This window comes from Helcococcus sueciensis DSM 17243 (assembly GCF_000423145.1).
In the GTDB taxonomy this organism is placed as follows: Bacteria; Bacillota; Clostridia; order Tissierellales; family Peptoniphilaceae; genus Helcococcus; species Helcococcus sueciensis.
Genome location: NZ_AUHK01000014.1, coordinates 1 through 25,207 on the forward strand (window position 1 = coordinate 1; position 25,207 = coordinate 25,207).

Consider the following 25,207-nt stretch of genomic DNA (forward strand, 5'->3'; position numbering starts at 1 on the left):
CCCTCAGAATCACAAATAAAACAATCATGCTTATCTTTAGCAACATCGATACCAACAAGAAACATAAAAACCATCCTTTCAAATAAATTGGCTGTGGTTATCCACAAAAATCTATGTATCGTAACCTTGCTCGAGATAAAACGTCATAGCGTTATCTAACTCATAAACAAATAAACATAGAATTGTGGTTGGAGCCTTTAAAAAATAGTCAAAGCTATAGGAGTGATAACCAATCCACAAGCCTATACTTATCATATAGTAAAAAGAAAAAAAGAACACTAATTACTATGTGTTCATTATACAAGGAGTGTATTATGGCTAAAAAATACTTGGATTTTAATAAAGATTGGAAGTTTTTTAGAGGAGAAGATATGTCTTTTAAAGAATTTTCAAAATGGATTGACTCAACAAATAAATGGCAAAGTGTAAATTTACCTCATGATTGGAGCATATATTTAGATTTCAATATGAAATCATTAGCAAGAAATGAAGGTGGATTAATTGATGGTGGATTTGGATATTACAAAAAGAGTTTTGATTTAGATAGAGATACGATTGGAAATAATATTACAATTCACTTCGGTGCAATCTATATGGATTCTAGCGTATGGATAAATGGGCATTTTTTAGGAAATTATCCATTTGGATATTTGGATCAATATTATGATATTTCCGATTTCGTACATGAAGGTAAAAATGAATTATTTGTAAAAGTTGAACATAGACAGCCTTCATCAAGATGGTATTCAGGATCTGGAATTTATAGAAATGTTGAATTAATTGTAAGAAATAAATTATTTATAGAAGATGATGAAACTAAAATTACTGATGATTTTATTGATGATAATTATGCAAAGAAAAATGTATCATTTTTAATAAATAATAAATATTCTACTGATAAAAGTTTCAGTATTAAATATTCAGTCATTAATAAAGATAATGAAGAGCTACTATTAGAAAAAACAGAAGAAATAAATATTGAAAAACACTCCAAAAAAATAGTTGAAAGCAAGTTTGAAATTGATGATTGTAATCTTTGGAGTATTGAAAATCCATATCTATATTATTTAAAGGCAGAATTAATATCTGAAGGAAAAATAATAGACAGTCAGATTACAAGATTTGGATTTAGATATATAGATTGGGATAGCGAAGAAGGCTTTTTCTTAAATGGTAAATATATTAAATTTAAAGGGGTATGTTTGCATCATGATAATGGAGCTTTAGGTGCTATTCAAGATACTCCATCTGAAATAAGAAAACTTAAAAAACTAAAAGATATGGGTGTAAATGCTATTAGAACATCGCATAATCCACAATCAAAAGAATTTATTAGATTGTGCGATGAAATGGGATTTTTAGTTATAGAAGAAGCATTCGACACATGGAGTGGAAATAGAAAAAAAGAATTTGATTATAACAGATTTTTCCACAAACAAGTTACAAAAGATGAATTTGAAAATGAAATTACATGGGCCAAATATGATATTCAAAAAATGGTTAAACGTGATATTAACTCTCCATCAATAATTATGTGGTCAACTGGAAATGAAATATGGGAGACTAAGGTTGATTACGGAATAGAACTAACAAAATTCTTAGTTGATGCTATAAAAGAGATTGATGATTCCAGATACACTACAATTGGAGAAAATGGATTCGTTGGTAAATTTGGTGATTTCATTCATGTTAAAACTTCAGATTTACATGATGCAGTAGGATTAAATTATGCTGAACATAACTTTGATGAGATAAGAAAAAATAGACCTAATTGGTTGCTATATGGTGCTGAAACTTCTTCAGCAGTTAAAAGTAGAGGAGTATTTTATAATCCTGCAAAAAAAGATAATATTGCAACAGGAAGTCCTGACAAACCAAATAGAAAATATCAAATGTCCGATTATGGAAATGATAGAGTGGGATGGGGTAGAACTGCGATTCAATCATGGATACATGATAGGGATAATAAGGCGTATGCTGGACAGTTTATTTGGACTGGATTTGATTATATTGGAGAACCAACACCTTGGCATAATGAAGAAAATCTAGGAGCTCCATCTAAATCATCATATTTTGGGATATTTGATACATGTGGATTACCAAAGATGGATTACTATTTCTATAAATCTCAATGGGTAGATAAAAAAGAAGATCCATTTATAAAAATCCTTCCACATTGGAATTTTGAAGATAGAGATAAATTAAAAGAACAAGGTACAGATATCAAAAGAGATGATAATAAAATTCCAGTAAGAGTTTATTCGAATTTAAAAAATGCAGAACTATTTTTAAATGGAAAATCTCAAGGAGTAAAATCTTTTAATGAAAAAACAACTTCATATGGATTTAAATATTATGAGGGTGAAAAAGAAGATGAACTTTATCTAGAATGGCTAGTTCCATATGAAGCTGGAGTTTTAGAAGCAAAAGCATTTGAAGATAGTGATGATTTAAAAACAAATCAAAAATTAATCGCTTCAGATAAAGTGGTAACATCTGGAGACGCTTATAAGATTAATCTATTGAAAGATAGCGAAATATTAAAAGGAAATTCTTCATTTATAATATTTGAAATACTTGATGAAGATGGAAATCTTGTACCAACAGCTGAGAATTTAGTTGAGTTTGAAGCATATGGCTGTGAAATATTAGGTGTAGATAACGGAAATGCTGCATCACAAGAAAGATATAAAGCTGATAAAGACGGAAAATTTAGAAGAAAAGCATTTAGTGGTAAAGGACTAATAATTGTAAAACCATTTGAAGACGAGTTTAGCGTGATAGCAAAATCAGAAGGTTTAGAAAAAGCTATAATTGAACTTCAAGCAGTAGAATTAAAGAAAAATTTTGAAGAAAAACTTATCGATGAAATTAATATAGATTTATCTGATAAGGAAATTTCAATAGCTGGAGTAACAAAGGATAAATTTGTACAAGCTAAAAACTTTTCAATGGCAATAAAAGAAGGATCAGAACCTTTACTTCCTCTTTCAACTGAGATTTATAATCTAAATGGAGAGAAGATAGAAAAGAAAATAAAAAAATGGGATAAAATTTCTGATTTAGAATATGAAGCAAAAGTTGACGGTTTTGTATCAAAACTTTATTTAAGAGAGAGTACGGATGTAATAAGAAGTTATAATTATGCCGAAGCATGGAATGGATCAGAAATTCCAGCTGGATTTGCATCATATACTAATGAAGATGGAGAAGATTCAATTCTTGCAATAAATAATGGAGTTACTTCATATGATAAAAATTATATAGATAGATGGAGTAATATTTCTAAAGAAAAAAGGGCAGACGATTATGTTGGAATAATATTTGGAAGAGCTGGGAAACTTGAAAAACATAGTATTTCCAATATAAGAATTGCATTTTTTGAAGATGGAGAAACATCTAAGCCAGAAAAATTTACGATTAGATATTTTACAAAAAATGAAATAACAATTCCAAATAATTACGCAAATATTCCTAATAATCATGAATTAAATGATTTAAAAAATTTTGAAGAAGTAAAAATACTTGAACAATTTGAAGATGATAGATTTATAAATATAAAAATCGAGGATGTCTCAACTTTTTCGATAAGAATTGATATGGAAGCTAGTGAAGATAGAGCCATTGGGATAAGTGAACTTGAAGCATATGGAGATATTGCAAAATCTAAATATGATTTTGATTTAGAAATTTTCGTAGATGGAAAAGAATTAGAAGGGTTTAATAAAGAGAAAAGAGTCTATCATATAAATACTAATCATATACCTATAAATACTAATCATATACCAGAGATAGAGGTAAAAGTTACCAATAATGCATCTTATACAATTATAAAACCAGAAGAAATAGATGGAGAATTTAGAATAATTGTAATAGATGAAGCAAATCTAACAGAAAGGATTTACTATATTAAACTAGGAGAAGCAAATGAAAAATAGGATTTACCCAACGCCAAAAAAAATAGTATATCATGATGAATTTATAGATTTTGACAATATTAAGTTTAATATAAATGATATTGACGATAAAGCTATAATTGAAAAAATTGATGAAATAAATTCTAGATATAATGGACAAAAAGAATTAATAGTAAATATTGAAATTGATAGAGATTTAGATAATATATATAAAATGGAAATCTCTAATGAAGTAAATATAGAAGCTTCAGACGAAGATATGGCGTTTTATGCTATTGTTACTATTGAAAGATTGCTTGAGCTTGATAGTAATAAGATTGAAAAATTAAGCATAGAAGACTATCCATCACTTAAAATGAGAGGAATGATTGAAGGTTATTATGGAATTCCATATAGTTTTCAAGCAAGAATGGACATCATTGAATTTGGTGGTAGATATAAAAATAATGCTTTTATTTATGCTCCAAAGGATGATCCATATCATAGAGAAAAGTGGTTTGAACTATATGATGCAGAAAAATTAGAAGAAATAGGTAAACTTGCAAATCAAGGTAATAAATATAAAAACTATTTTGTATGGACAATTGCACCATTTTATCAAAAGACTATAAATTTAGATAATTTTGATGAATCTATAGAAAAAATAATTGCTAAATTTGAGCAACTTTATAATGTAGGGGTTAGACAGTTTGGTGTTCTTGGTGATGATGTCGGAGGACTTGATCCAAAAATTCCAGTGATGATGATGAATGAGCTTTCAAAATGGAAAAATACAAAAGATGATGTCAGAGATTTCGTGTATTGCCCTGGAGCATATAATTTAAGCAAAGAATTTTGGGATGCAAATGAAATCAATGCATATGAAAGAGAATTCCCAGACGATGTACATCTATTCCATACAGGTCAAAAAGTTTGTGCACCTATTAATAAAAAAGATTTAGAGCAGTATAAGACAAAAGATAGTGATGATTTAGTGAGAAAAGATCCACTTTTCTGGCTAAATTTCCCCGTTAATGATATAGATCCTGATTATAGAAAGCTTCATCTTGGCAAGATGTCGATGCTAGATAATATGGTAGATAACTTATATGGGGCGCTTACTAATCCAATGCAAGAAGCGTATGCTTCACTCATTGCATTATTTGGCATTTCTGACTATGGCTGGAATATCGAAGCATTTGATAGTGTATCAAATCATAAAGAGGCATTGAAGATTCTTGAAGCTGATATGAATTATGAATTAGGAGTAATTTCAAGACATATGTCAAATCAAGATGATAAAGGGATTTATGGTCTTGAGGAATCTGAAGATATTAAAGAATTATTATCTAAAGATATTGATGATGCAAATTTAGAAAAAATAAAAGAAGAATTTGAATATATTATAAGTTCATGTTCAAGATATTTAGATTTTGCAGAAAATGAAAAACTTAAAAAAGATTTAGAACCTTTTGTACTAAATTTAAAAGAGAAGTTAGAAGCAGCAAATTATCTAATAGATGCTGTTGATTCTTATAATGACAACGAGAAATTATCGAAATATTTATACAATAAAGGAATGGAAAAGTTAAATGAAGCTAATAAGCATTATATATATGTAAATCCTGATAAATCTAAGATTCTTAAGACAGAAAGTGGAACATTATATATTAATCCATTCTTCGAAAAACTTGTAAAGAAGATAAAAAAAACATTTCCTAACACTGATATAACTGAGCCAGAAGTTTTATACTATCCAGGAATGGATGATTCAAAATTTTACAGAATTCCATTGTTGTATAAAACAATTGATGATACTTTGCTTTTAGTTTCGGATAGAAGAAACAATGTTATTATGGATTGGGGAGATATAGATACTGTAATAAGAAGAAAAGAAAAAGGAAAAGATTTTGATAAGCAAGTAAGAGTTATCGATTTGCCAGATATTAAAGATAATGAAATTTCTGGATTTACTATAGATTCTTCCATATTGCAGAGCAAGACTACAGGTAGAATATTTTTATTTGTAACCGCATTTCCAAATTCCAATGGATACTTTGATAAAAGTGGTGAACATGGAAGTGGGTATGAAGAAATAAATGGAAAAAAATATTTAGAGCTTTTAGATAAAAATGGGGAAGTGCTATATCTTGATGGTAATAAAGTTAAAACTATGGACGGAGAAGATACTTCATTTACTATTTTTACTGATGAAAACCAACCATTTAAGAGAATGGGAGATATTTTCCACGGAGATATGATGCTTGGAAATATATTTGTGGGAAATGGTCCATTGGAGCTTAGAAAAGTAAGTCATATACTTGTTACACATTCAGATGATGATGGTAAGACTTGGAAAAATCTTAGAATGTTAAATAAATATATTAAAGAAGACTATATGAGATTTATGGGTGTGTCACCATCAAGAGGATATGAGCTTAGCGATGGAAGATTGGTATTTCCAGCGTATTTTACAGATAAAAATAATAGACAATCTTCATGTTTAATTGTTTCTGATGATCAAGGTAAAACTTGGGAAAGGAAAGCTTCTGTAAATGATGAAAGAATGATTAATGAAAAAGTTATAAATATTAATGAGTCTTATGATGAAACATATCAAACTGGCGAATCATCACTTGTAAAACACGCAAATGGAGATTTAAGACTTATAATTAGAAACTATAAAACAGGACTTCCAAGAACTTTTGAAGAAATAGTTTCAAAAGATAATGGAGAATCTTTTAGAAATTATACTAAAGATGTAGATTTTAAATCACAATCTTGGTGTCAAATGGGGACTTTACTTTTTGAAAAAGAAGGAAAAGAATATTTACTAGTTTCGTCACCATCTACAAATGGTAATTTCTTAAGATTGAATGGAAAGATAAATTTACTAGAATTTGATGGGGAAGAATTTAAATTCGTAAACAGCTATTTACTAGAACAAGGATTCTTTGGATATTCAAGTATTGAGCAAATATCTGAAGATAGATTTGCGATAGCTTATGAAAGAGCAACTGATTTAAATGGAGATAGGATAGAGATTGTGTATAGAGAATTTAATTTAGATGTATTCAATAAAGATAACGAAAATTTCGAATATAATATAGTTCCAAAAGTTCAACATATAAATTATTTAAATAAACTTATTGAATTTAATGGTTTATCTATTGGAAACATTTGTACTGATAAATATGTTGAGGCTAAACTTAATTCATTAATAGATAAATATGGCGAAGGTGAATTAAAGGTAAATATCAAAATTGATGAAGAGTTTTCAAATGAATTTGATGCGTATGAATTAAAGATTGATAAAGAAATCAATATAGTAGCTATAAATAATGATGCAGCATATTACGCACTACTTACACTTGATCAAATATTATCTCAAATTGGGAGTGATAAATTACTTAGAAAAGTAGAAATACAAGATTTTGCGAATCAAAAAATCAGAGGTGTAATTGAAGGATATTATGGAATTCCTTGGGGAAATAAAAAACGTGCAGATATAATGAAATTCACATCAGAGTTTAAAGGAAATGTATTTATATTTGCGCCAAAAGACGATCCTTATCATAGAGATAAATGGTATGAATTGTATCCACAGGAAGAACTTGAAGAAATTTCAAAACTTGCAAGACTTGGAGAATCAATAAAGACAAGATATGTATGGACGATTTCCCCTTTTAAGAAAGATTCAAGTCCTATAGATGAAGATAATTTTGAAGAAAGTGTAGTTAAGCTTTTAGATAAATTTAATCAACTTTATGATTGTGGAGTAAGACAATTTGGAGTTCTTGGAGATGATGTAGGAAAACTTCCTAAAGAAACGGTAGTAAAAGTGATGAAGGAAGTTTCAAAATGGGGTAGAGAAAAGGGAGATGTCTATGATTTTGTATTTGTACCAGCTAGCTATGTATTAGTTGATTGGGGATTTGATGCGGATGAACTTGATATTTATTCAAAAGAATTTCCAAATGATGTACAAGTAATGTTTACAGGAGATATCACCTGTGCGCCTATTACTCAATCTGCAATTAATGGATTCAAAACTAAAGAAACAAATATTGGATTTAGAAGAGATCCTCTATTTTGGATGAATTGGCCAGTAAATGATATAGATAGAAAAGAGACTATTCGTGTATTTATGGGGAAAGCAGAGATGTATCACAAAGGTGTTACAAATATTGTAGGTACGGTTACAAATCCAATGCAAGAGGCTTATGCTTCGTTTCCTGCGATATTCCAAACTTGTGATTATAGTTGGAATACAGAAAGTTTTGATTACGAAAAATCATGGAGGGATTCATTTAAGCATATTGAAAATGAAACTGCAGACTATCTTTTAGAAATAGCAACTCATATGTCAAGTGCTGATAATGGTGGAATTGAAGGATTGGAAGAATCTAAAGAAATACAAAAATTATTTGAAGAACTTCTAATTAGAATAGAAAACAATTCAAACCAATATGAGTATTATCTAAAAGAATTGATTGAAAAATTTGAAAATATAATGAATTCAATCGAAAAATACTTGAAATTTACAAAGTTTGAAGGTTTGAAGGAAGACCTACATCCATATATAAGTTCACTTTATTACAAATCCTTAGCGTCTAAATATTTACTAGAAAGATATTTATATGAAAGAATGGATTATGATAAAGATGTTATTGAAGATTTAACTCAATCTGCAAATGATTCTTTATTAAAATCAAAGAGCTTTATGGTTGAAACAAGAACACAAGAGTTCCCGGCAACACAGCTTATAGCAACGTCAGGAACAAAAGTTATAGACAAAATAATTGAATACTTTGTATAGAATAAATCGGTGTATCAAATTTTCAGATGCACCGATTTTTGAAACTATATTCATACAATATAGTTATTATTTCGATAAACATATATATTATAGATGAGCAATAGTGAGTAAAATTAGAGAGAAACAAAAGTTATTTATTAATTTTTATACTGGTTTTGAAATTAGGTATTATAGAGAAATCTGTGATTTATTGAAAACAATTTCCTAAAATTGTAAAAAAATAGTCAAATTATAAAAAAAAAACCTAAATATAACAGGAATTTGTGAAAACCTTTTTTTAGGTATATAATTGTAATGATATAAAAAAGTAGGAGGAAAACTATGGCAACATTAAAGTTTGATAATATTCAAAAGATATATGACAACGGTTTTCAAGCAGTTTATGATTTTAATTTAGATATTAAAGACAAAGAGTTTATAGTATTTGTAGGTCCTTCAGGATGTGGGAAGACAACAACTTTACGTATGGTTTCTGGTCTTGAAGAAATATCAGGTGGAGAATTATACATCAATGGAAAATTAGTTAACGATGTATCACCTAAGGATAGAGATATAGCTATGGTATTTCAATCATATGCTCTTTATCCACATATGTCAGTTTATGATAATATGGCATTTGGTTTAAAAATTGCCAAATTATCAAAAGAAGAGATAGATGCTAAGGTAAGAAATACTGCTAAAATTCTTGAAATTGAAGAATTGCTAGATAGAAAGCCAAAACAACTTTCAGGTGGACAAAGACAAAGGGTAGCTTTAGGTAGAGCTATTGTAAGAGATGCACAAGTATTCTTAATGGATGAGCCTCTATCCAACTTAGACGCAAAATTAAGAGTTCAGATGAGATCTGAAATTATCGAATTACATAGAAAACTTGGAACAACAACAATTTATGTAACTCACGACCAAACAGAAGCCATGACAATGGCGACAAGATTGGTTGTTATGAATAAAGGGTACATCCAACAAATTGGTACACCTAAAGAGATTTACCAAAAACCAGTAAATAAATTTGTAGCTTCATTTATTGGATCTCCAGCAATGAACTTTATAGATGGTGCGATACAAAATGGTAAATTTGTGAGAGGTAATTTAGAGATTACTTTCCCTAAAGATAAACAAGAAATTATTGATGGATATGAAGGTAAAGAAGTAACTTTAGGAATGAGACCAGAAGAACTTATTGCTGAAGAATTCGTTACAGAAAATCTAGAACTTTCTAACACATTAAAAATGGATGTAAGTGTTGTAGAACTTTTAGGACATGAATTTATTGTTCATGGAGATATTGAAGGAACAAGAGTTTTATCAAAATTAAATGTTGATGTAAATAAATTTGATACAGACGTTAAAGAACTTAATCTAGTAATTGATGCTAATAAGCTTCATCTATTTGATAAAGAAACAGAGTTAAGTTTAATTTAATGAACGGGCAAAAGTTTGTTGAGTGGTTTTTCAGTTTTTCAGAAAAAGTGGTTGCTTATGTAATCAATGTTTTCTTTGTAATATTATTTGCACTACCATTATTGTTAGTGGATTTAACATTCAAAGAAGACATGATTAAAACTCCGCTAATCTTTATACCACTCGTTACATTATATTTAGTAGCTTTGAAATGCACAATATACGCTGGATATTCAGTGTTTATTAAAGATGGATATTATTACAAACCTTATTTTCTAAAATCGTTAGTAGATAGATTCTTATTAAATTATTTATTTAATTTGGTTTGTATAAGCTTATTATATGTAGGTTTAAATAGTGTATATATAATGACTCAAGAGATTAGTAAATTATTTTATTTAATATTTTTTATGATAATACTTTTATTAGTTCCATTACTTTTATACACTAATATGCAATTTGCTATTTATGAAAAAACTAGTATAAGGGATATGATAAATAATTCTATACTATTGACATTTATGTATGGGATTATTTCTATAATAATTGCGGTTGCATTTTCATATTTAGTTTATAGATTTCAATTTAATCCATTTTTAGTAGTTGTAGTAGGTATACCTGCTATATCTGCAATATTAGTATACGTGCATACACTTATTGAGAAAAATCAAAAAAATAGAAGGAGTAAGTATGAAAAAGCAAAAAATGTCTAGAGACAGAAGAAAACGTAATAATCAGATTGCTTTATTTACTATACCTGGATTTATTTGGATGATGGTATTTAGTTATCTTCCAATGTTTGGGTTACTTATAGCTTTCAAAGATTTCAAAAACACTACAGGTGACTTTATTTCAAGTTTATTTGCTAGTGAATGGACATTAAAAAATTTCAGAATATTTTTCACTTCAAAAGATGCTGGACTAATTTTAAGAAATACAATTTTTTATAATCTAGTATTTATGATCTTAAATATTGTGGTTCCATTATTGATAGCTATTATGCTACATGAATTATTACAAAAAAGAATGGCTAAAGTTTATCAAACAGCTTCATTCTTACCATATTTCCTATCATGGATAGTTATTTCATATTCAATATATGCATTATTAAGTCCACAAACAGGTTTAGTTAATAAAATAATTGCATTCTTTGGCGGGGAAGGAGTTGACTGGTATAGAACACCAAAATATTGGCCGTTCATATTCACATTCTTAAGTGTGTGGAAGAACTTGGGATATAATACAATTATTTACTTGGCAGCACTTACAGGAATTGATAAATCATTATATGAAGCCGCATCTATAGATGGTGCTTCAAAGATGCAACAAGCAAAATATATTACAGTTCCATTGTTGACACCTGTAATTATAATTATCTTTATCTTAGGTCTTGGTTCAATATTTAGATCAGACTTCGGTTTGTTCTATCACATACCAATAACTGGTGGTGGTACAGCTGCGCTAAGAAATGTTTCAGAAGTTATCGATACATATATTTATAAATTATTGATACAAAGTCAAAATATAAGTCAATCAGCGGCTATTTCATTTGTACAATCAGTAATAGGATTTACTTTAATATTCTTTGCTAATAAGATTGTTAAGAGATATGACCCTGATAGAGCGATTTACTAGAAGGAGGGATATATGGCTAAAAGAAAATATAAAGATAGTACAGCTATATCAAATGGTACAAATGTATTATTTCATATTATATTAATTGCAGTTGCTGTAATGTGCGTATTCCCATTACTTTACGTAGTTTCAATATCCGTATCTACAAAAGAATCTATACAAAGACACGGATATCAATTGATTCCTTCAGAATTTACACTAGCAGCGTACAAAACATTACTTTCAGGTGGGACAAGTATTATAAGAAACTTCTTAAACTCAGTTGCCGTTACAGTTATAGGGACTATATGTGGTTTAGGAGTTATCACGACATATGCGTATGCTATGTCTAGAAATGATTTTGCTTATAGAAAATTCTTCAATACGGTAGCTTTTATACCAATGCTATTTAGTGGTGGTATGGTTGCTAACTATATAGTAATGATAAGATTCTTGGGGTTAAGAGATAATCCTCTTGCTTTACTATTACCGCTCATGTTTAATACGTTTTATTTAGTTGTTATGAGAACTTTCTTCCAAACATCAGTTCCATTCTCACTAATTGAAGCGGCCATGATTGATGGTGCATCAGAGTTTTCTATATTCTTCAAAATTGTTTTACCGATTTCATTGCCAGGTATTGCAACAATAGGACTTTTCCTAACTCTTGCGTACTGGAATGACTGGTTCAATGCTATGATGTATCTTGAAACTAATTCTGAATGGACTACACTTCAATATCTACTAATTCAAGTACAAAAAACTATTGAAAATGTTGTTCTAAAAGGAAGTCAAATGGGTTCTGCAGCAAAAGACGTTATGAAGGATTTACCTTCTGACGGTATAAGAATGGCGATCGTAGTAATTACTACATTACCAATTGCTTTATCATATCCATTCTTCCAAAGATACTTCGTACAAGGTTTAACACTTGGAGCAGTTAAAGAATAATTAGAAATTAAATATAAACAAAAATATCTGTTAGAAATTTTTCTGCAGATATTTTTTTTAGAAGTCAGAAAATATAATGATTAGTGATTAATAAAAATCTTACAAATTATTTACAAAATGAAAATAGTTGCAGAGCGATAAATCAAAGGGTAAAATTTTGAAAACGTATTCTAATGTTATGATATCGTTGCCAAACTTTCAAATTAATAGTAAAATAATCTTGTGAGGATGATAGATGACTATCACAATCAAAAACAAATATATCAGGAGGATGATATGAAGAAATTAGTAGCTTTACTACTAGCGTTAGTATTAGTATTCTCATTTGTTGCATGTTCTCCATCAAAAGATGGTGGTGATACAGGTAAAGAAACGAATACTGAAACATCAAAAGAAGGTGGCGAAACAGCTGATGTACCAGTAATTAAATATATGGTATTAGCTGGAGGAACTGGAAAAGACAAGATTGAAGAAGCATTGAATAAAAGATTAGATGAATTAGATGCTGGATATCATGTAAGTCTTATCGTTTATGGTTGGGACAACTATGCTGAAAAAGTTGGTTTATCAGCAAGAGGAGCTGCAGCTGACGAAGAAATTTTTGACTTAGCAACTACAGCTTCATGGTTAGGACCTTACTTAACATTAGTTAACGAAGAAACATTATTAGACTTAACACCATATCTAGATGCTCAACCAGAATTGAAAGAATCATTATCTGAATCTTCATTAAAAGGTGCTACAGTTAATGGCGGAATATATGGTATTCAAACTATAATTGACGGTACACCAATGGCTAGAGACTACTATGGTTGGAACGTAGCTGAATTAGAAAAAATTGGTAAAACTATTGAAGATGTTAAAGACATCGATACAATTGAAGGTTTAGAACCAATTCTTAAAGCTTACAAAGAAAAATTCCCAGAAAAATATCCATTAAGAGGTGGTGGTGGATTAGCATTCAGAAGAATTAACTTAATCACTACTAAACCAGATGGCTCATATGAAATCAACAATGTATATGAACAAGATTGGTTAAAAGAAAAATTTGAAGTAACAGCTAAATACTTAGAAGCTGGATACTTACATCCTGAAGCAGGATATGAAAAAGCTGAAGAAGCTCAAAAACCTGCAGATCAATGGTTAGTATTTAAGGCTGAAGGTGAACCAGGTGCTGGTTCTACATGGACAGAACAAAATGAAACACCTGTATACATGACACCTGCTGCTGAAGATACAGTAGTTTACTCAAACATAGTTCAAGGTAAATTAACATCTGTTTACAGACATACAAAATATCCAGAACAAGCAGTTGACTTTATAGCTAAAGCTAAATTTGATGAACAAATTCAAAATATATTAGCTTGGGGTATTGAAGGAGAAACATACACAGTAGAAGACGGAAAAGCTACTTGGGTAGAAGGTCAAGAAATTTGGAATCCATGGCAAAATCAATGGTCAAATGACGTAAGAATTCCTTCATCAGAAGGTGAAGCTGTAAATTCACCAGAAATGCAAGCTTTAATCGAACGTCACAACAAACCATTAATACCTGCAGCAGACTTAGGATTCTTACCATCTGCTGAATTACAAGAAAAAATGGATCAAGTTGGAGCAGCTACAAATGATCATATGACAGACGTTCAAAACGGTAGATTCGCTTCTTATGAAGTAATGCTTAAAGAAGCTAAAGATGCTGGTGTTGACGAAGTAGTAGAAAAATTAAAAGAAGAATTTGAAGCTTGGAAAGCTGAACAATAATAAAATTTAGGGCTGGCAACAGCCCTTTTTTTATAAATTATTCTGATATTATAATTTATAAAAATACTAGGATGAATTATAAAAGGATTTTATTTTTTGGAGGAATTATGAAAAAGAAAGTGCACATTGTATCACATTCTCACTGGGATAGAGAATGGTATTTACCATTTGAAAATCATAGAATGAGACTTGTAGATTTAATAGATGGAATTATTGAAGCGTCTAAAGATAATAGATTTATAAATTTCCAATTAGATGGTCAATATTTACCTATAGAGGATTATTTAGAAGTTAAACCTCAAAATAGAGAAATTGTGTATCAATTAGTTCGAGAAGGAAAGATTAAAGTGGGACCTTGGTTTATATTACAAGATTCATTTTTAACATCTGGTGAATCTAATGTAAGAAATCTTGAAATTGGTATGAGAAAAACTGAAGAAATTGGCGTGCCAGCTAAGATAGGTTATTTCCCAGACACATTTGGAAATATAGGTCAAGCTCCTCAAATACTTAAAAAAGCTGGAATTGACAATGCATATTTCGGTAGAGGGGTAAAAGCTACTGGTTTTGCAAATGTGGTATTTGAAGATTATACATCTAAAAATTCTGAACTCTACTGGAAATCTCCTGATGGTTCAAAAGTTTTAGGAATACTTTTTGCAAACTGGTATTGTAATGGTGTAGATATCCCTTATGAAACTGATTTATTAAGAACCTATATGGATAAAAAAATTGAAGATATGGAAAAATATGCTTCAACAAGGCATCTATTGCTTATGAATGGATGTGACCATTCACCAGTTCAAAAAAATATCGGTGAAATTATAGAAAAATTAAACACAATGTATGATGATTATGAATTTGTACATTCAGATCTAGAAACATATGCTAAAGAAGTTGGAGAAGAAGTTGATTCTGATGAATTAGATGTAGTTGAAGGGGAACTTAGAAGCCAAACAACTGATGGATGGGGAACACTTACAAATACATCATCATCAAGATATGATTTGAAATGGATGAATAAAAATATTGAAATGAGACTTGAAGAAGTGGTTCAACCTCTTTATACAATGCTTATGGAAAAAGAAAAGTATCCATATTCCAAAATTGACTATGTTTATAGACATTTAATGAATAATCATCCTCATGATAGTATTTGTGGCTGCTCAATAGACTCTGTTCATGACACAAATGTTAGAAGATTTAAGGATTGTTTAGAAATTTTAGACTATCTTGAAGATGAAGCTAGAATATACTTAAGCGAAAATATAATAAATGAATATGAAGAAGATTATGTATTTACAGTTGTAAACACAACTGCGTATCATCAAAGAAAAATTGCTAGCGTTAAGATAGATTTTGATAAAAGAAGATTTAGAGGATTTGAATACAGAGAAATTATAGATGAGTTAAAAGCATTAAAATTACCTAGATTCCAAGTAGTAGATGATAATGGTAGCTATGATACATTCATTAATGATCTAGGCGTAAACTTTGGATTTGACTTACCAGAAAATATGTTTAGAATTGGTTATTATTCAAGACAAATAGAAGTTAAATTTATGCTAGAACTAGATCCTTTTGAAAGAAGAGAATTTAGACTTAAAGAATTAGAAGGATATTATAGCGAACCAGAAGAATTGAATACAAGGGATATTGAAACTAATTATTATAAAGTACACATAAATGATAATGCTACACTTGATATTCAAGATAAAAGAACAAACAAACTTTATAAAAATGTATTGATGCTAGAAGATAGCGGAGATATCGGTAATGAATATATTTACAAACAATCATATGATGAAAAAATAGTAAAAAGTAGTGAAATGCTTTCATATAGCGTAGAAAAACTCACTACAAAAGGCTATGTAATAAGAATACATGAAAAACTTACAATTCCAAAATCTGCAGAAGATTTATTAGCAGAAGAGCAAAGATATTTGGTTGATATAAAAGAAAGAAAATCTGGAAGATCAGAAGAAACTGTTGATTTGATAGTGTACAAAAAAATCACAATAGATGAACTTTCTCCAACTATTTATACGAGAATTAAACTAAAGAACAATGCAAAAGATCATAGATTGAGAATATTGTTTGGACACGATATTGAAACAGAAAATGTATATGCTGAAAGTATATTTGAAGTTGCAAAAAGAGAAGCATATCCACCTAAAACATGGGAAAATCCAGACTATTCACAAAACTTAAATAGATTTGTAATGGTTAAAGATGAAAATGGTGGATTTACAGTATCTACTATTGGTGTGCAGGAATATGAACAAAAAGATGAAGGTTTATATCTAACATTATATAGATCAACAGGAGAAATGGGAGATTGGGGACATTTCCCTACTATAGATTCTCAATTAATGGATAAAGAGATGGTATTTAAGTTTAATTTAGATTTCTTCGCAAAAGATTATTATTCATCATGGCAAAGAGTAATAGGAAATAGAGTCCCATATTTTACAGCACAAATAGGTAAAACTGGAACAAAAATAGGGAAGGATAAAAAGGTAGATATAGATATAAAATCAAACACTTTTTCAACGCTTTATAGAAACTTTGATGGAGAAGCGATACTTCGTATTTATAATCCAGATAATATTACCCATAGAATTGGAAATGTAAATGGAGAATTTTACAATATCTTGGGAACAAAAGCTGTTGATCAAGGCGAATATGATAAATCTTATTTAAACCCGTTTGAAATTAGAACATTAAAAATGGAGGAATAGTGAAAGAATTAGTTCAAGGATTAATTGATAAAGTAAATAATTCAGATATGGTTTCGGACAAAATAAAAAAGATGTTTGAAACAGCAATAAATAACACATTTACTACAACGATAAAAATAACAGATAGAGATGATGCCTTTGTAATTACAGGGGATATAGACGCTATGTGGCTAAGAGATTCAGCAGGGCAAATCAGACCTCTCTTTTATATTGATAATGATGGAGCAAATGATTTAATTAAAAAAGTATTAAAAAGACAATGGTTTAGTATTGAAAAAGATACTTATGCTAATGCTTTTAATGAGACAGCAAGTGGTAAAGAGTGGAATAAGTACGATATTACAGAACACAATCCATGGGTATGGGAAAGAAAATATGAGCTTGATTCATTAGCATATATTATGCAGATTGCACACTTGTACTATGAAAAAACAAAAGATGAATCATTTTTTGATGAAGATTTTTTAAGAGTGTTAAGAATTTTAGTTGATCAAATAGAGCTTGAACAAGATCATTCAAAATCTCCATACTATTTTGAAAGACCTGAAGCATGGGCTCCTACTGACACACTAAGAGGTGGAAAAAATGGAACTCCTGTAGGATATACAGGTATGAGCTGGACAGGATTTAGACCAAGCGATGATAGCTGTGTTTATCAATACTTAGTACCAGCAAATGCTTTTACTGTAGTTTCACTTAGACGACTTTCAAAAGTTTTATCAGAAATAAAATCAATAAATGATGATGAATTAATAGCAAAAATGGAAAGACTTGCGAATGAAATTGACAAAGGGATTAAAGACTTTGCATTAATGGAATCTAAAGAACATGGTGAAATTTTAGCATACGAAGTAGACGGACTTGGAAATCAACTATTTATGGATGATGCAAATGTGCCAAGTTTACTTTCTCTATCATATTTAGAATATTTTGATAATGATGATAAATTATATCAATCTACTAGAAATGCTGTTTTATCTAAAGAAAATCCTTTATATTTCGAAGGAAAATTTGCTAAAGGTGTAGGATCAAATCATACTCCTGACAACTATATTTGGCATATTGCTTTATCAATACAAGCAATGACAACAGATGATAGAAAAGAAATAGAACGAATTTTAGAATATTTTGAAAAAACTGATGCAGGAACTAATTTATTGCATGAAGGATTCCATAAGGATAATCCAGAAGAGTATACTAGAGATTGGTTCTCATGGTCAAATTCACTATTTTGTGAAGCTGTACTTAGATATATAGGAGTAAAGATGATAAAAGCCTAGCAGGCTAGGCTTTATCTCTTTGTGAATAGATTTCACAAATTATATCTATGTAAATTAATAATGGTGCCATTTTAGAAATTGAATATTGATGGGTTGAATAATTAGGAACCTTTATATAATAATCAGATAATTCTTCAAGTCGGGTATTATTTTCACCGGAAATTGAAAGAATTTTAGCATTGTGATCTCGGGCTGCTTTAGCTCCTTTAACGATATTATCATTTTCACCTGATAGGGATAGACAAATCATTAAAGAGTTTTCTTTTAAGTTAGCAGTGAGCATATCTATTCTATATGGTTCTTTAGCGTAGTCTGTATTATATAATCCTAATTCACCTAGTTTATATATAAATTCGTTGGCTAACAATCCACTAGATCCAATACCAACGACAATTATTTTATTGAATTTATCTAAATTTTGAATAATTTCTACAATGTCATCATCTAATTCATCTATATAGTTAATAATAGAAGAGTATCTATCTTGAGTGATGTAATTGAATGAAGTATCATCATTACTTAGAGCGTATTTTAATTCAGTAAAACCATTAAATCCAAGTTTTTGGGAAAATCTAGTTATTGAAGAATTTGAAATAAAAAACTCATGCGCAAAAGTATTGATATCTGATTCAGCTATATTAAAGTCACTTTTTTTGAGTTTTTCTAAAATTGATTTCTCAAGATTTGACAATGAAACATTGTTTCTAGAAACAATATTCATAATATAATTATATGATTTATTTGCCATATTTTCTCCTTATGTAATATTATAGCAAATAATTCGGTAGGAGGTAAAATGTATTTACTTTTTGATATTGGTGGTAGTGCCACAAAGGTTGCAATTATCAATGAAGACGAAAAAATAATAAAAAAAACTAGCATTAAATCTAAATCAAATTTAAAAGATTTTTTAATATCTTTAGAAAAAACTACTCAAAAAGCTATCGAAAAATTTGATATAAAAGGAATTGGTATATCATCTCCTGGAACTGTGGATGAAAATACGGGGAATGTTGGTGGAATATCAGCATTAGAATACATTCATAAATATAATTTTGCATATCATTTACAGGAAAAGTTTAATTTACCAGTTGCTATTGAAAATGACGCAAATTGTTCTGCTTTATGTGAAATGCATTTTTCAAATCTAAAAGATAAAAATGTAGCATTTGTAGTTATTGGTTCAGGAATAGGTGGAGCCATAATTAATAATGGGGTTTTACAAAAAGGAAGAAAGCTAGAATCTGGAGAGTTTGGTTATATGCTTTTAAAAAATAATAAAGGAGAATATACCAATCTTTCAAAACTTGCGACATTACCAAATGTAAGAAATAGGCTTATAGAAGAATATGGAATTGAAAAAACTACTTATGAAATACTAGATTTATATTTTGAAAATGAAAGTCCATATTATGACTTAGTAAATGAAATGTTCCAATATCTTTGTATGGGAATCTACAATATTTCATATGTTATTGATCCAGACGAAATTTACATTGGTGGGGGAATAAGTCAATCAGAAAAATTCATTAATGAATTAGTAATGAAAATGAATGAAGGGATATTCAAAGAATCTAAAGCGATTATAAAACCTGTAACTTACTATAATGACAACAATTTATTAGGTGCATATGTAAATTTAATAATTAAATTAAAAGAGGGGAAAAAATTATGTATACAATAGGAGTAGATGTAGGAGGAACATCAGCAAGAGTAGCATTATTAGATGAAAATTTTAATATAGTAAAGAAAGAAACTATTTCAACAGGAAAAAGAGATTTTGAAATAGTTATTAAAGAGATAGCGGATTTGATAAATAATATAGATCCAGATAGAAAAGCTCTTCTTGTAGGATTCGATACTCCAGGACCTTTAGATTTAGAAAAAGGTATGATATTGGATGCCCCTAATTTACCTACTTGGAGTAATAAACCATTTGTAAATAAAATAGAAGAACTAACAGGTAGGAAAACTTATCTTACAAATGATGCAAATGCTGCGGCTTTAGCTCAGGCTATTGAAGATAAAAGTGAAACACTCGTATTTATAACCGTAAGTACAGGTGTAGGTGGCGGTATAGTGTATCAAGGAAAACTTATGGAAGGTAAAAAAGCATATGCTGGAGAATTTGGACTTATGATAATATCTGATGATGACAGACATCATGAGCAATTATACAAAGGAACACTTGAAAGTCTTTGTTCTGGAACAGCATTATCACTTGAAGCTTCAAAAAGGTATAACAGAGAAGTTAGCACTAAAGAATTATTTGACTTGTATGAAGATAAAGATTCTATCGCCATAGAAATAATAGATTTATGGGTAGAGCATTTTTCAAGAGCTATAGCAAATCTTCTTCAAATAATTGAACCAGAGGTGTTTTATATAGGTGGATCAGTAGTGTTGTTTAATCCTTGGTTATTAGATATGGTTAAAGAAAAAACAAAAAATAAATTATATGAAGGATTAAAAGATAGAGTTAACTTAAAAATTGCAAGATATGGAGAAGATGCAGGTATTGTAGGTGCTGCATATAATGCATTTGTAAATAGTAAGGAGATAGTATGATACAATTTCCAAAGAATTTCTATTGGGGATCTGCTACATCAGCAACCCAATCAGAAGGAGCTGCTCATAAAGATGGTAAGGGTGAAAGTATTTGGGATTTATGGTATAGAAAAGAACCATATAAATTTTATAATAAAATAGGTCCTGAAGATACAACTAAAATATATGAAAACTATAAAGAAGATGTTAAATTATTAAAACAAACAGGACATAATTCTTTTAGAACTTCAATTAGTTGGGCAAGACTTATTCCTGAAGGTAATGGAGAAATAAATCAAAAAGCTGTAGATTTTTATAGAAATTATTTTTCTAGCATAAAAAAAGAAGGGATTACACTCTTTGTAAATCTATTTCATTTTGACATGCCTTCATCTTTACAAGAAATTGGAGGATGGACAAATAAAGATGTAGTCGAATATTATGCTAATTATGCAGATAAAGCTTTTGAATTATTTGGTGATATTGTAGATAGATGGTTTACTTTCAATGAACCAATTGTTCATGTGGAAGAGCAGTATTTAAATCAAAATCATTATCCAATGGAAGTTGATCCAAAGAAAGCGGTTCAGTCTGCCTTTAACTCTCAACTTGCATCAGCTAAAGCGATTGAAAAATTTAGAAAGCATAATCTTGATTCAAAGATAGGTATAGTATTAAATCTAACACCTGCTTATCCAAGGTCACAAAATCCAAGCGACCTAAAAGCAGCTAGGATTGCAGATTTATTCCAATGTAAATCATTTCTAGATCCTTCAATACATGGGGGTTATCCAAAAGAACTTGTAGAAATAATTTCAAAATATAACTTGATGCCTGAATATAATGATGAGGAACTCGATATTATCAAGAATAATAGGATTGATTTTTTAGGTGTTAATTATTATCAACCTTTGAGGGTTAAGGAAAATCCTTATGAAATGAAAAGTGATGCTATAGTAATGCCCGAATATTTCTTCACTCCATATATTATGCCTGGAAGAAGGATTAATAAATATAGAGGATGGGAAATATATCCTGATGCAGTATATGATATAGCTATAAATATTAGAGATAATTACAATAATATTGAATGGTTAATGACTGAAAATGGAATGGGAGTTGAAGATGAGCTTAGATTCAAAGAAAATGGTCAAATTCAAGATGATTATAGAATTGAATTTATTAAAGAACATTTAGAATTCTTGCACAAGGGTATTGAAGCAGGTTCAAATTGTGTAGGATATCATCTATGGACATTTATAGATTGTTGGTCATGGTTGAACGCTTATAAAAATAGATATGGTTTAGTTGAATTAGATCTTGAAACTCAAGAAAGAACGATTAAAAAATCCGGAAATTGGTTTAAAGAGCTTTCTAAAAACAATGGATTTTAAAACAAAAAAATGCATTCGATTGAATGCGTTTTTTTTATATTACAGATTTGGGTCATATCCGTCAAATATATTTTTATCTTGTTGTAATGCGGCACCCACACTATCTGTTGGAGGGAGGATATCCTTTCAGAAGATTTTTTAAGCTTTAGAAAGTCAAGAACAAGCCCTTGAGGAAAGCTCTATTATTGAGTTTTACAATCTTATGCCTCAGACTCCAAATATTGGTTGGGTTAACAGTAAAACAGATACCACTTAGAGACCATTTCTGAGAAATTAAAAATAAATCTCCAAAAACCGAAGAAAAATGGCTGATTTTCAGGTTTTTGAAAGAAAATTTGTGATAATCAGAAAAAATCATCGAAATTATTAAGTAAATGTAGCAAATACATGTTTTTAAAGCAAATATCAGACTAAACAAAGGAATTTTTCTGAGAAATTAAAAATAAATCTCCAAAAATCGAAAAATGCCCAAAATCATTCTGAGAAATTAAAAATATTTTTGAAAAAACCGAAATTGTATTTAATTAGGGTACCATTTATGCTGAAAGTCAAGAAAAATGATAAAAAGGGATTAAAGCCATTACAATTTTGATTGATCAGAACAAGCGATTAATAAAAAATATATTTGGCAATAGTTACTCCTACCCCAACAGAAATTGTGAAAATAAAAAATATATTTGTCAGTAGTTACTCCTACCCCAACAGAAATTGTGAAAATAAAAAAGCTGTCAGGATTTACCCCAACAGCGTTTCTTCAACTTAATAATTTAATTATAATCTTAATTTATACTATCCTATCCTATAGATTTGGGTCATATCCGTCAAATATATTTTTACCTTGTTGTAATGCGGCACCCACACTATCTGTTGGATTATCAGGATTTGAAAGATTTAATTTATCTGCTATTCCTGATAGATACTCATCTAATTTTTCTTTTTTTATACCGAATTTATCTTCTACGATTTCATATAGTTTTTTTGGGTTTTCTTGTATTTGAGAAACTTCATCTTTTGTTAATTCGCCATATTTTTCTTGTATTAAAGTAATAACTCTACCTAAATTTTCTTTTAAAATGTCTATCATATAAACCTCCTATGTTTTATATTTAAATACCCGAATATTTAATTTTTATAACACAATAAAAAAATCTGATGTTTTAGTACATCAGATTTTAAATAAATAATTTTATTGATATATTGTTGAATATTGATTTTGTATATTTTGTAGATGGTCACGAAGTCTCATTAAATAAGTGTATAGTTTATCATAAGCAAGTTCTTCTTCAGCTATTGATTTACCTGATTTAAGTCTTTCCAATGATTCTTCTCTATTTTTATCTGCGATATCAGAAATTTTAATAGCGAGAGTTCTAAGTTTCTTCATATCAAACTCGTTATCCATTAAACTCTTTTCGATATCATCAAAATATATTTCTAGATTATCAACCATCAGCTGTATTTCTTCTTTAGCTTCTTTAGAGAAGTTTAGTTCATTATCAGCCATATTTACAGATAATTTATATATGTTATACGAATAGTCTCCAAGTCTTTCAATATTTGATATTATTTTCAAATAATAAGATAATTGTTTGTATTGTTCCCTGCTCAAGTTGTTAGACATAGCTTTTACATTGACTTTAGCAATTTCTGTATTTAAGAAGTCGATAACTTCTTCATTAAATTCTATTTCTGCTGATCTATTATCTTCGTGATTAATTAAGTTTGATGTTGATAATAATAGATTTTTCTTAGCATATCTAAACATTCTTATAGTTTCTTGTCTAATACCAGCAATTGTAGATATAGTATCATTATATGCTTGTGCATTTAAATACATTAGACTAAATCCTACATCTCGAGGATCTTTACCACGAATTAAATTATTTGCAATTTTTTCTAAAAGATCCGTAAATGGAAGAAGAATTATTGTAGTTACAATATTAAATACAGTATGTAGAAATGCAATTTGTTGAGCAACTACTGGAGTCCAAGACTCAATAAAACTAATTACTGGGAATATTATTGCAAATATACTAAAAATTATTGTACCCATTATGTTAAAGGTTATATGAGATACGGCAACTTTTTTAGCGTTTTTGCTTGCACCTAAACTTGCAAGTATAGATGTAAAGCAAGTACCTATATTACTACCTAGAACTATAAAGAATGCAGAAGAGAATGGAAGTATCCCATTATTTGCGAATGTAATAAGTACACCAGTTGTAGCGGAAGAAGATTGTATAATTGCTGTGAAGATTGCCCCGATAATTATACCTAATAAAGGATGGCCCGCTTTTTCAAGTAGACCTTTTAAAAAAGGATTGTTTGCAAGTGGCAATACAGCTTCACCCATCATATTCATTCCCATAAACAAAACACCAAATCCAAATAAAATTGTTCCTGAATATTTGTATTTACGTCTTGTCATGAATAGCATCATCACCATTCCGATGAAAGCTATTATAGGAGCTATTGCTTCAACGTTTAAAGTTAATATTAAACCGGTTACGGTTGTACCGATATTTGCTCCCATGATGATATAAATCGCTTGTTTAAGTGTAAGGATTTTAGAGTTAACAAAACCAACGGTCATAACTGTGGTTGCTGAAGATGATTGAGTGATAGCAGTAACAATTGTACCAATCAAAACTCCGAGAAACTTATTGCTGGTTAGTTTTTCAAGAATGTTTTGAAGTTTATTACCCGCAAGAAGTTCAAGTCCTTTACCCATTTGATTCATTCCAAATAAGAATAAAGCGAATCCACCAAAGAGCGTAGTTATTTCTAACATGTGCGCCTCCGA

15 protein-coding genes are annotated in these 25,207 nt (G+C 29.4%); 12 read left to right on the top strand and 3 right to left on the bottom strand.

Translation table 11 applies throughout. From position 1 onward, the window contains the following. The first annotated feature begins 314 nt into the window (after nt 1-314). The 9 genes from G534_RS07900 to G534_RS0104535 all read left to right on the top strand — a co-directional run bounded on the left by G534_RS07900 (nt 315) and on the right by G534_RS0104535 (nt 18,463). Nucleotides 315-3,938: a glycoside hydrolase family 2 TIM barrel-domain containing protein gene (locus tag G534_RS07900; protein ID WP_027348070.1), complete on the top strand. Its 3,624-nt coding sequence runs from the start codon at nt 315-317 to the stop codon at nt 3,936-3,938. Then, nucleotides 3,928-8,715 carry a beta-N-acetylglucosaminidase domain-containing protein gene (locus G534_RS08430; RefSeq protein ID WP_027348071.1) on the top strand — a complete coding sequence of 1,596 codons (4,788 nt, stop codon included), beginning with the start codon at nt 3,928-3,930 and terminating at the stop codon, nt 8,713-8,715. Before G534_RS07900 ends, G534_RS08430 begins: the two co-directional genes overlap by 11 nt. A 321-nt stretch (nt 8,716-9,036) precedes the next feature. After that, the gene (locus G534_RS0104505) at nt 9,037-10,137 is read left to right on the top strand and encodes an ABC transporter ATP-binding protein (protein WP_027348072.1); all 1,101 of its coding nucleotides are present in this window, start codon (nt 9,037-9,039) and stop codon (nt 10,135-10,137) included. Further along, complete coding sequence (locus G534_RS0104510) at nt 10,137-10,829, top strand: hypothetical protein (protein WP_027348073.1); 693 nt, start codon at nt 10,137-10,139, stop codon at nt 10,827-10,829. Before G534_RS0104505 ends, G534_RS0104510 begins: the two co-directional genes overlap by 1 nt. Next, nucleotides 10,807-11,751, top strand: a complete 945-nt coding sequence (locus tag G534_RS0104515) for an ABC transporter permease (protein ID WP_027348074.1) — start codon at nt 10,807-10,809, stop codon at nt 11,749-11,751. Before G534_RS0104510 ends, G534_RS0104515 begins: the two co-directional genes overlap by 23 nt. Before the next feature lie 12 nt (nt 11,752-11,763). Continuing rightward, nucleotides 11,764-12,681 (top strand): carbohydrate ABC transporter permease, encoded by a 918-nt coding sequence (locus tag G534_RS0104520; RefSeq protein ID WP_027348075.1) that lies wholly within the window; start codon nt 11,764-11,766, stop codon nt 12,679-12,681. Between the two features lie 276 nt (nt 12,682-12,957). Continuing rightward, the gene (locus G534_RS0104525; RefSeq protein ID WP_027348076.1) at nt 12,958-14,442 is read left to right on the top strand and encodes a type 2 periplasmic-binding domain-containing protein; all 1,485 of its coding nucleotides are present in this window, start codon (nt 12,958-12,960) and stop codon (nt 14,440-14,442) included. Nucleotides 14,443-14,549: 107 nt separating this feature from the next. Then, nucleotides 14,550-17,183 (top strand): alpha-mannosidase, encoded by a 2,634-nt coding sequence (locus G534_RS07910; protein ID WP_034595988.1) that lies wholly within the window; start codon nt 14,550-14,552, stop codon nt 17,181-17,183. Next, entirely contained in the window at nt 17,183-18,463 is a 1,281-nt protein-coding gene (locus tag G534_RS0104535; protein WP_027348077.1) for a glycoside hydrolase family 125 protein, read from the top strand. The genes G534_RS07910 and G534_RS0104535 overlap by 1 nt, the downstream gene beginning before the upstream one ends. Nucleotides 18,464-18,467: 4 nt before the next feature. Here the strand turns inward: G534_RS0104535 and G534_RS0104540 are convergent, their stop codons facing one another. Next, nucleotides 18,468-19,211, bottom strand: a complete 744-nt coding sequence (locus G534_RS0104540; RefSeq protein ID WP_027348078.1) for a MurR/RpiR family transcriptional regulator — start codon at nt 19,209-19,211, stop codon at nt 18,468-18,470. 48 nt (nt 19,212-19,259) lie between these two features. On the opposite strand from G534_RS0104540, the gene G534_RS0104545 reads away from it, so the two are divergent. The 3 genes from G534_RS0104545 to G534_RS0104555 are packed head-to-tail and all read left to right on the top strand — an operon-like array spanning nt 19,260 to nt 22,404. Next, on the top strand, nt 19,260-20,147 hold the full coding sequence (locus G534_RS0104545) for an ROK family protein (RefSeq protein WP_027348079.1): 888 nt from the start codon (nt 19,260-19,262) through the stop codon (nt 20,145-20,147). Next, nucleotides 20,135-21,031, top strand: a complete 897-nt coding sequence (locus tag G534_RS0104550) for an ROK family protein (protein ID WP_027348080.1) — start codon at nt 20,135-20,137, stop codon at nt 21,029-21,031. Before G534_RS0104545 ends, G534_RS0104550 begins: the two co-directional genes overlap by 13 nt. Further along, nucleotides 21,028-22,404 carry a glycoside hydrolase family 1 protein gene (locus G534_RS0104555; RefSeq protein WP_027348081.1) on the top strand — a complete coding sequence of 459 codons (1,377 nt, stop codon included), beginning with the start codon at nt 21,028-21,030 and terminating at the stop codon, nt 22,402-22,404. Before G534_RS0104550 ends, G534_RS0104555 begins: the two co-directional genes overlap by 4 nt. Before the next feature lie 799 nt (nt 22,405-23,203). Here the strand turns inward: G534_RS0104555 and G534_RS0104560 are convergent. Both G534_RS0104560 and G534_RS0104565 read right to left on the bottom strand, forming a co-directional pair. Then, the gene (locus G534_RS0104560; protein WP_027348082.1) at nt 23,204-23,488 is read right to left on the bottom strand and encodes a hypothetical protein; all 285 of its coding nucleotides are present in this window, start codon (nt 23,486-23,488) and stop codon (nt 23,204-23,206) included. A 102-nt stretch (nt 23,489-23,590) separates the two neighbouring features. Beyond that, nucleotides 23,591-25,195 carry a Na/Pi cotransporter family protein gene (locus G534_RS0104565; protein ID WP_034595990.1) on the bottom strand — a complete coding sequence of 535 codons (1,605 nt, stop codon included), beginning with the start codon at nt 25,193-25,195 and terminating at the stop codon, nt 23,591-23,593. Nucleotides 25,196-25,207 lie beyond the last annotated feature (12 nt).

What these genes read in the sequence shown, in the direction of transcription:
- G534_RS0104520 (WP_027348075.1), top strand. Translation starts at nt 11,764, where the DNA reads ATGGCTAAAAGAAAATATAAAGATAGTACAGCTATATCAAATGGTACA.
- G534_RS0104560 (WP_027348082.1), bottom strand. Translation starts at nt 23,488, where the DNA reads ATGATAGACATTTTAAAAGAAAATTTAGGTAGAGTTATTACTTTAATA.
- G534_RS0104505 (WP_027348072.1), top strand. Translation starts at nt 9,037, where the DNA reads ATGGCAACATTAAAGTTTGATAATATTCAAAAGATATATGACAACGGT.
- G534_RS07900 (WP_027348070.1), top strand. Translation starts at nt 315, where the DNA reads ATGGCTAAAAAATACTTGGATTTTAATAAAGATTGGAAGTTTTTTAGA.
- G534_RS0104515 (WP_027348074.1), top strand. Translation starts at nt 10,807, where the DNA reads ATGAAAAAGCAAAAAATGTCTAGAGACAGAAGAAAACGTAATAATCAG.
- G534_RS0104550 (WP_027348080.1), top strand. Translation starts at nt 20,135, where the DNA reads ATGTATACAATAGGAGTAGATGTAGGAGGAACATCAGCAAGAGTAGCA.
- G534_RS0104555 (WP_027348081.1), top strand. Translation starts at nt 21,028, where the DNA reads ATGATACAATTTCCAAAGAATTTCTATTGGGGATCTGCTACATCAGCA.
- G534_RS07910 (WP_034595988.1), top strand. Translation starts at nt 14,550, where the DNA reads ATGAAAAAGAAAGTGCACATTGTATCACATTCTCACTGGGATAGAGAA.
- G534_RS08430 (WP_027348071.1), top strand. Translation starts at nt 3,928, where the DNA reads ATGAAAAATAGGATTTACCCAACGCCAAAAAAAATAGTATATCATGAT.
- G534_RS0104565 (WP_034595990.1), bottom strand. Translation starts at nt 25,195, where the DNA reads ATGTTAGAAATAACTACGCTCTTTGGTGGATTCGCTTTATTCTTATTT.
- G534_RS0104510 (WP_027348073.1), top strand. Translation starts at nt 10,137, where the DNA reads ATGAACGGGCAAAAGTTTGTTGAGTGGTTTTTCAGTTTTTCAGAAAAA.
- G534_RS0104525 (WP_027348076.1), top strand. Translation starts at nt 12,958, where the DNA reads ATGAAGAAATTAGTAGCTTTACTACTAGCGTTAGTATTAGTATTCTCA.
- G534_RS0104540 (WP_027348078.1), bottom strand. Translation starts at nt 19,211, where the DNA reads ATGGCAAATAAATCATATAATTATATTATGAATATTGTTTCTAGAAAC.
- G534_RS0104545 (WP_027348079.1), top strand. Translation starts at nt 19,260, where the DNA reads ATGTATTTACTTTTTGATATTGGTGGTAGTGCCACAAAGGTTGCAATT.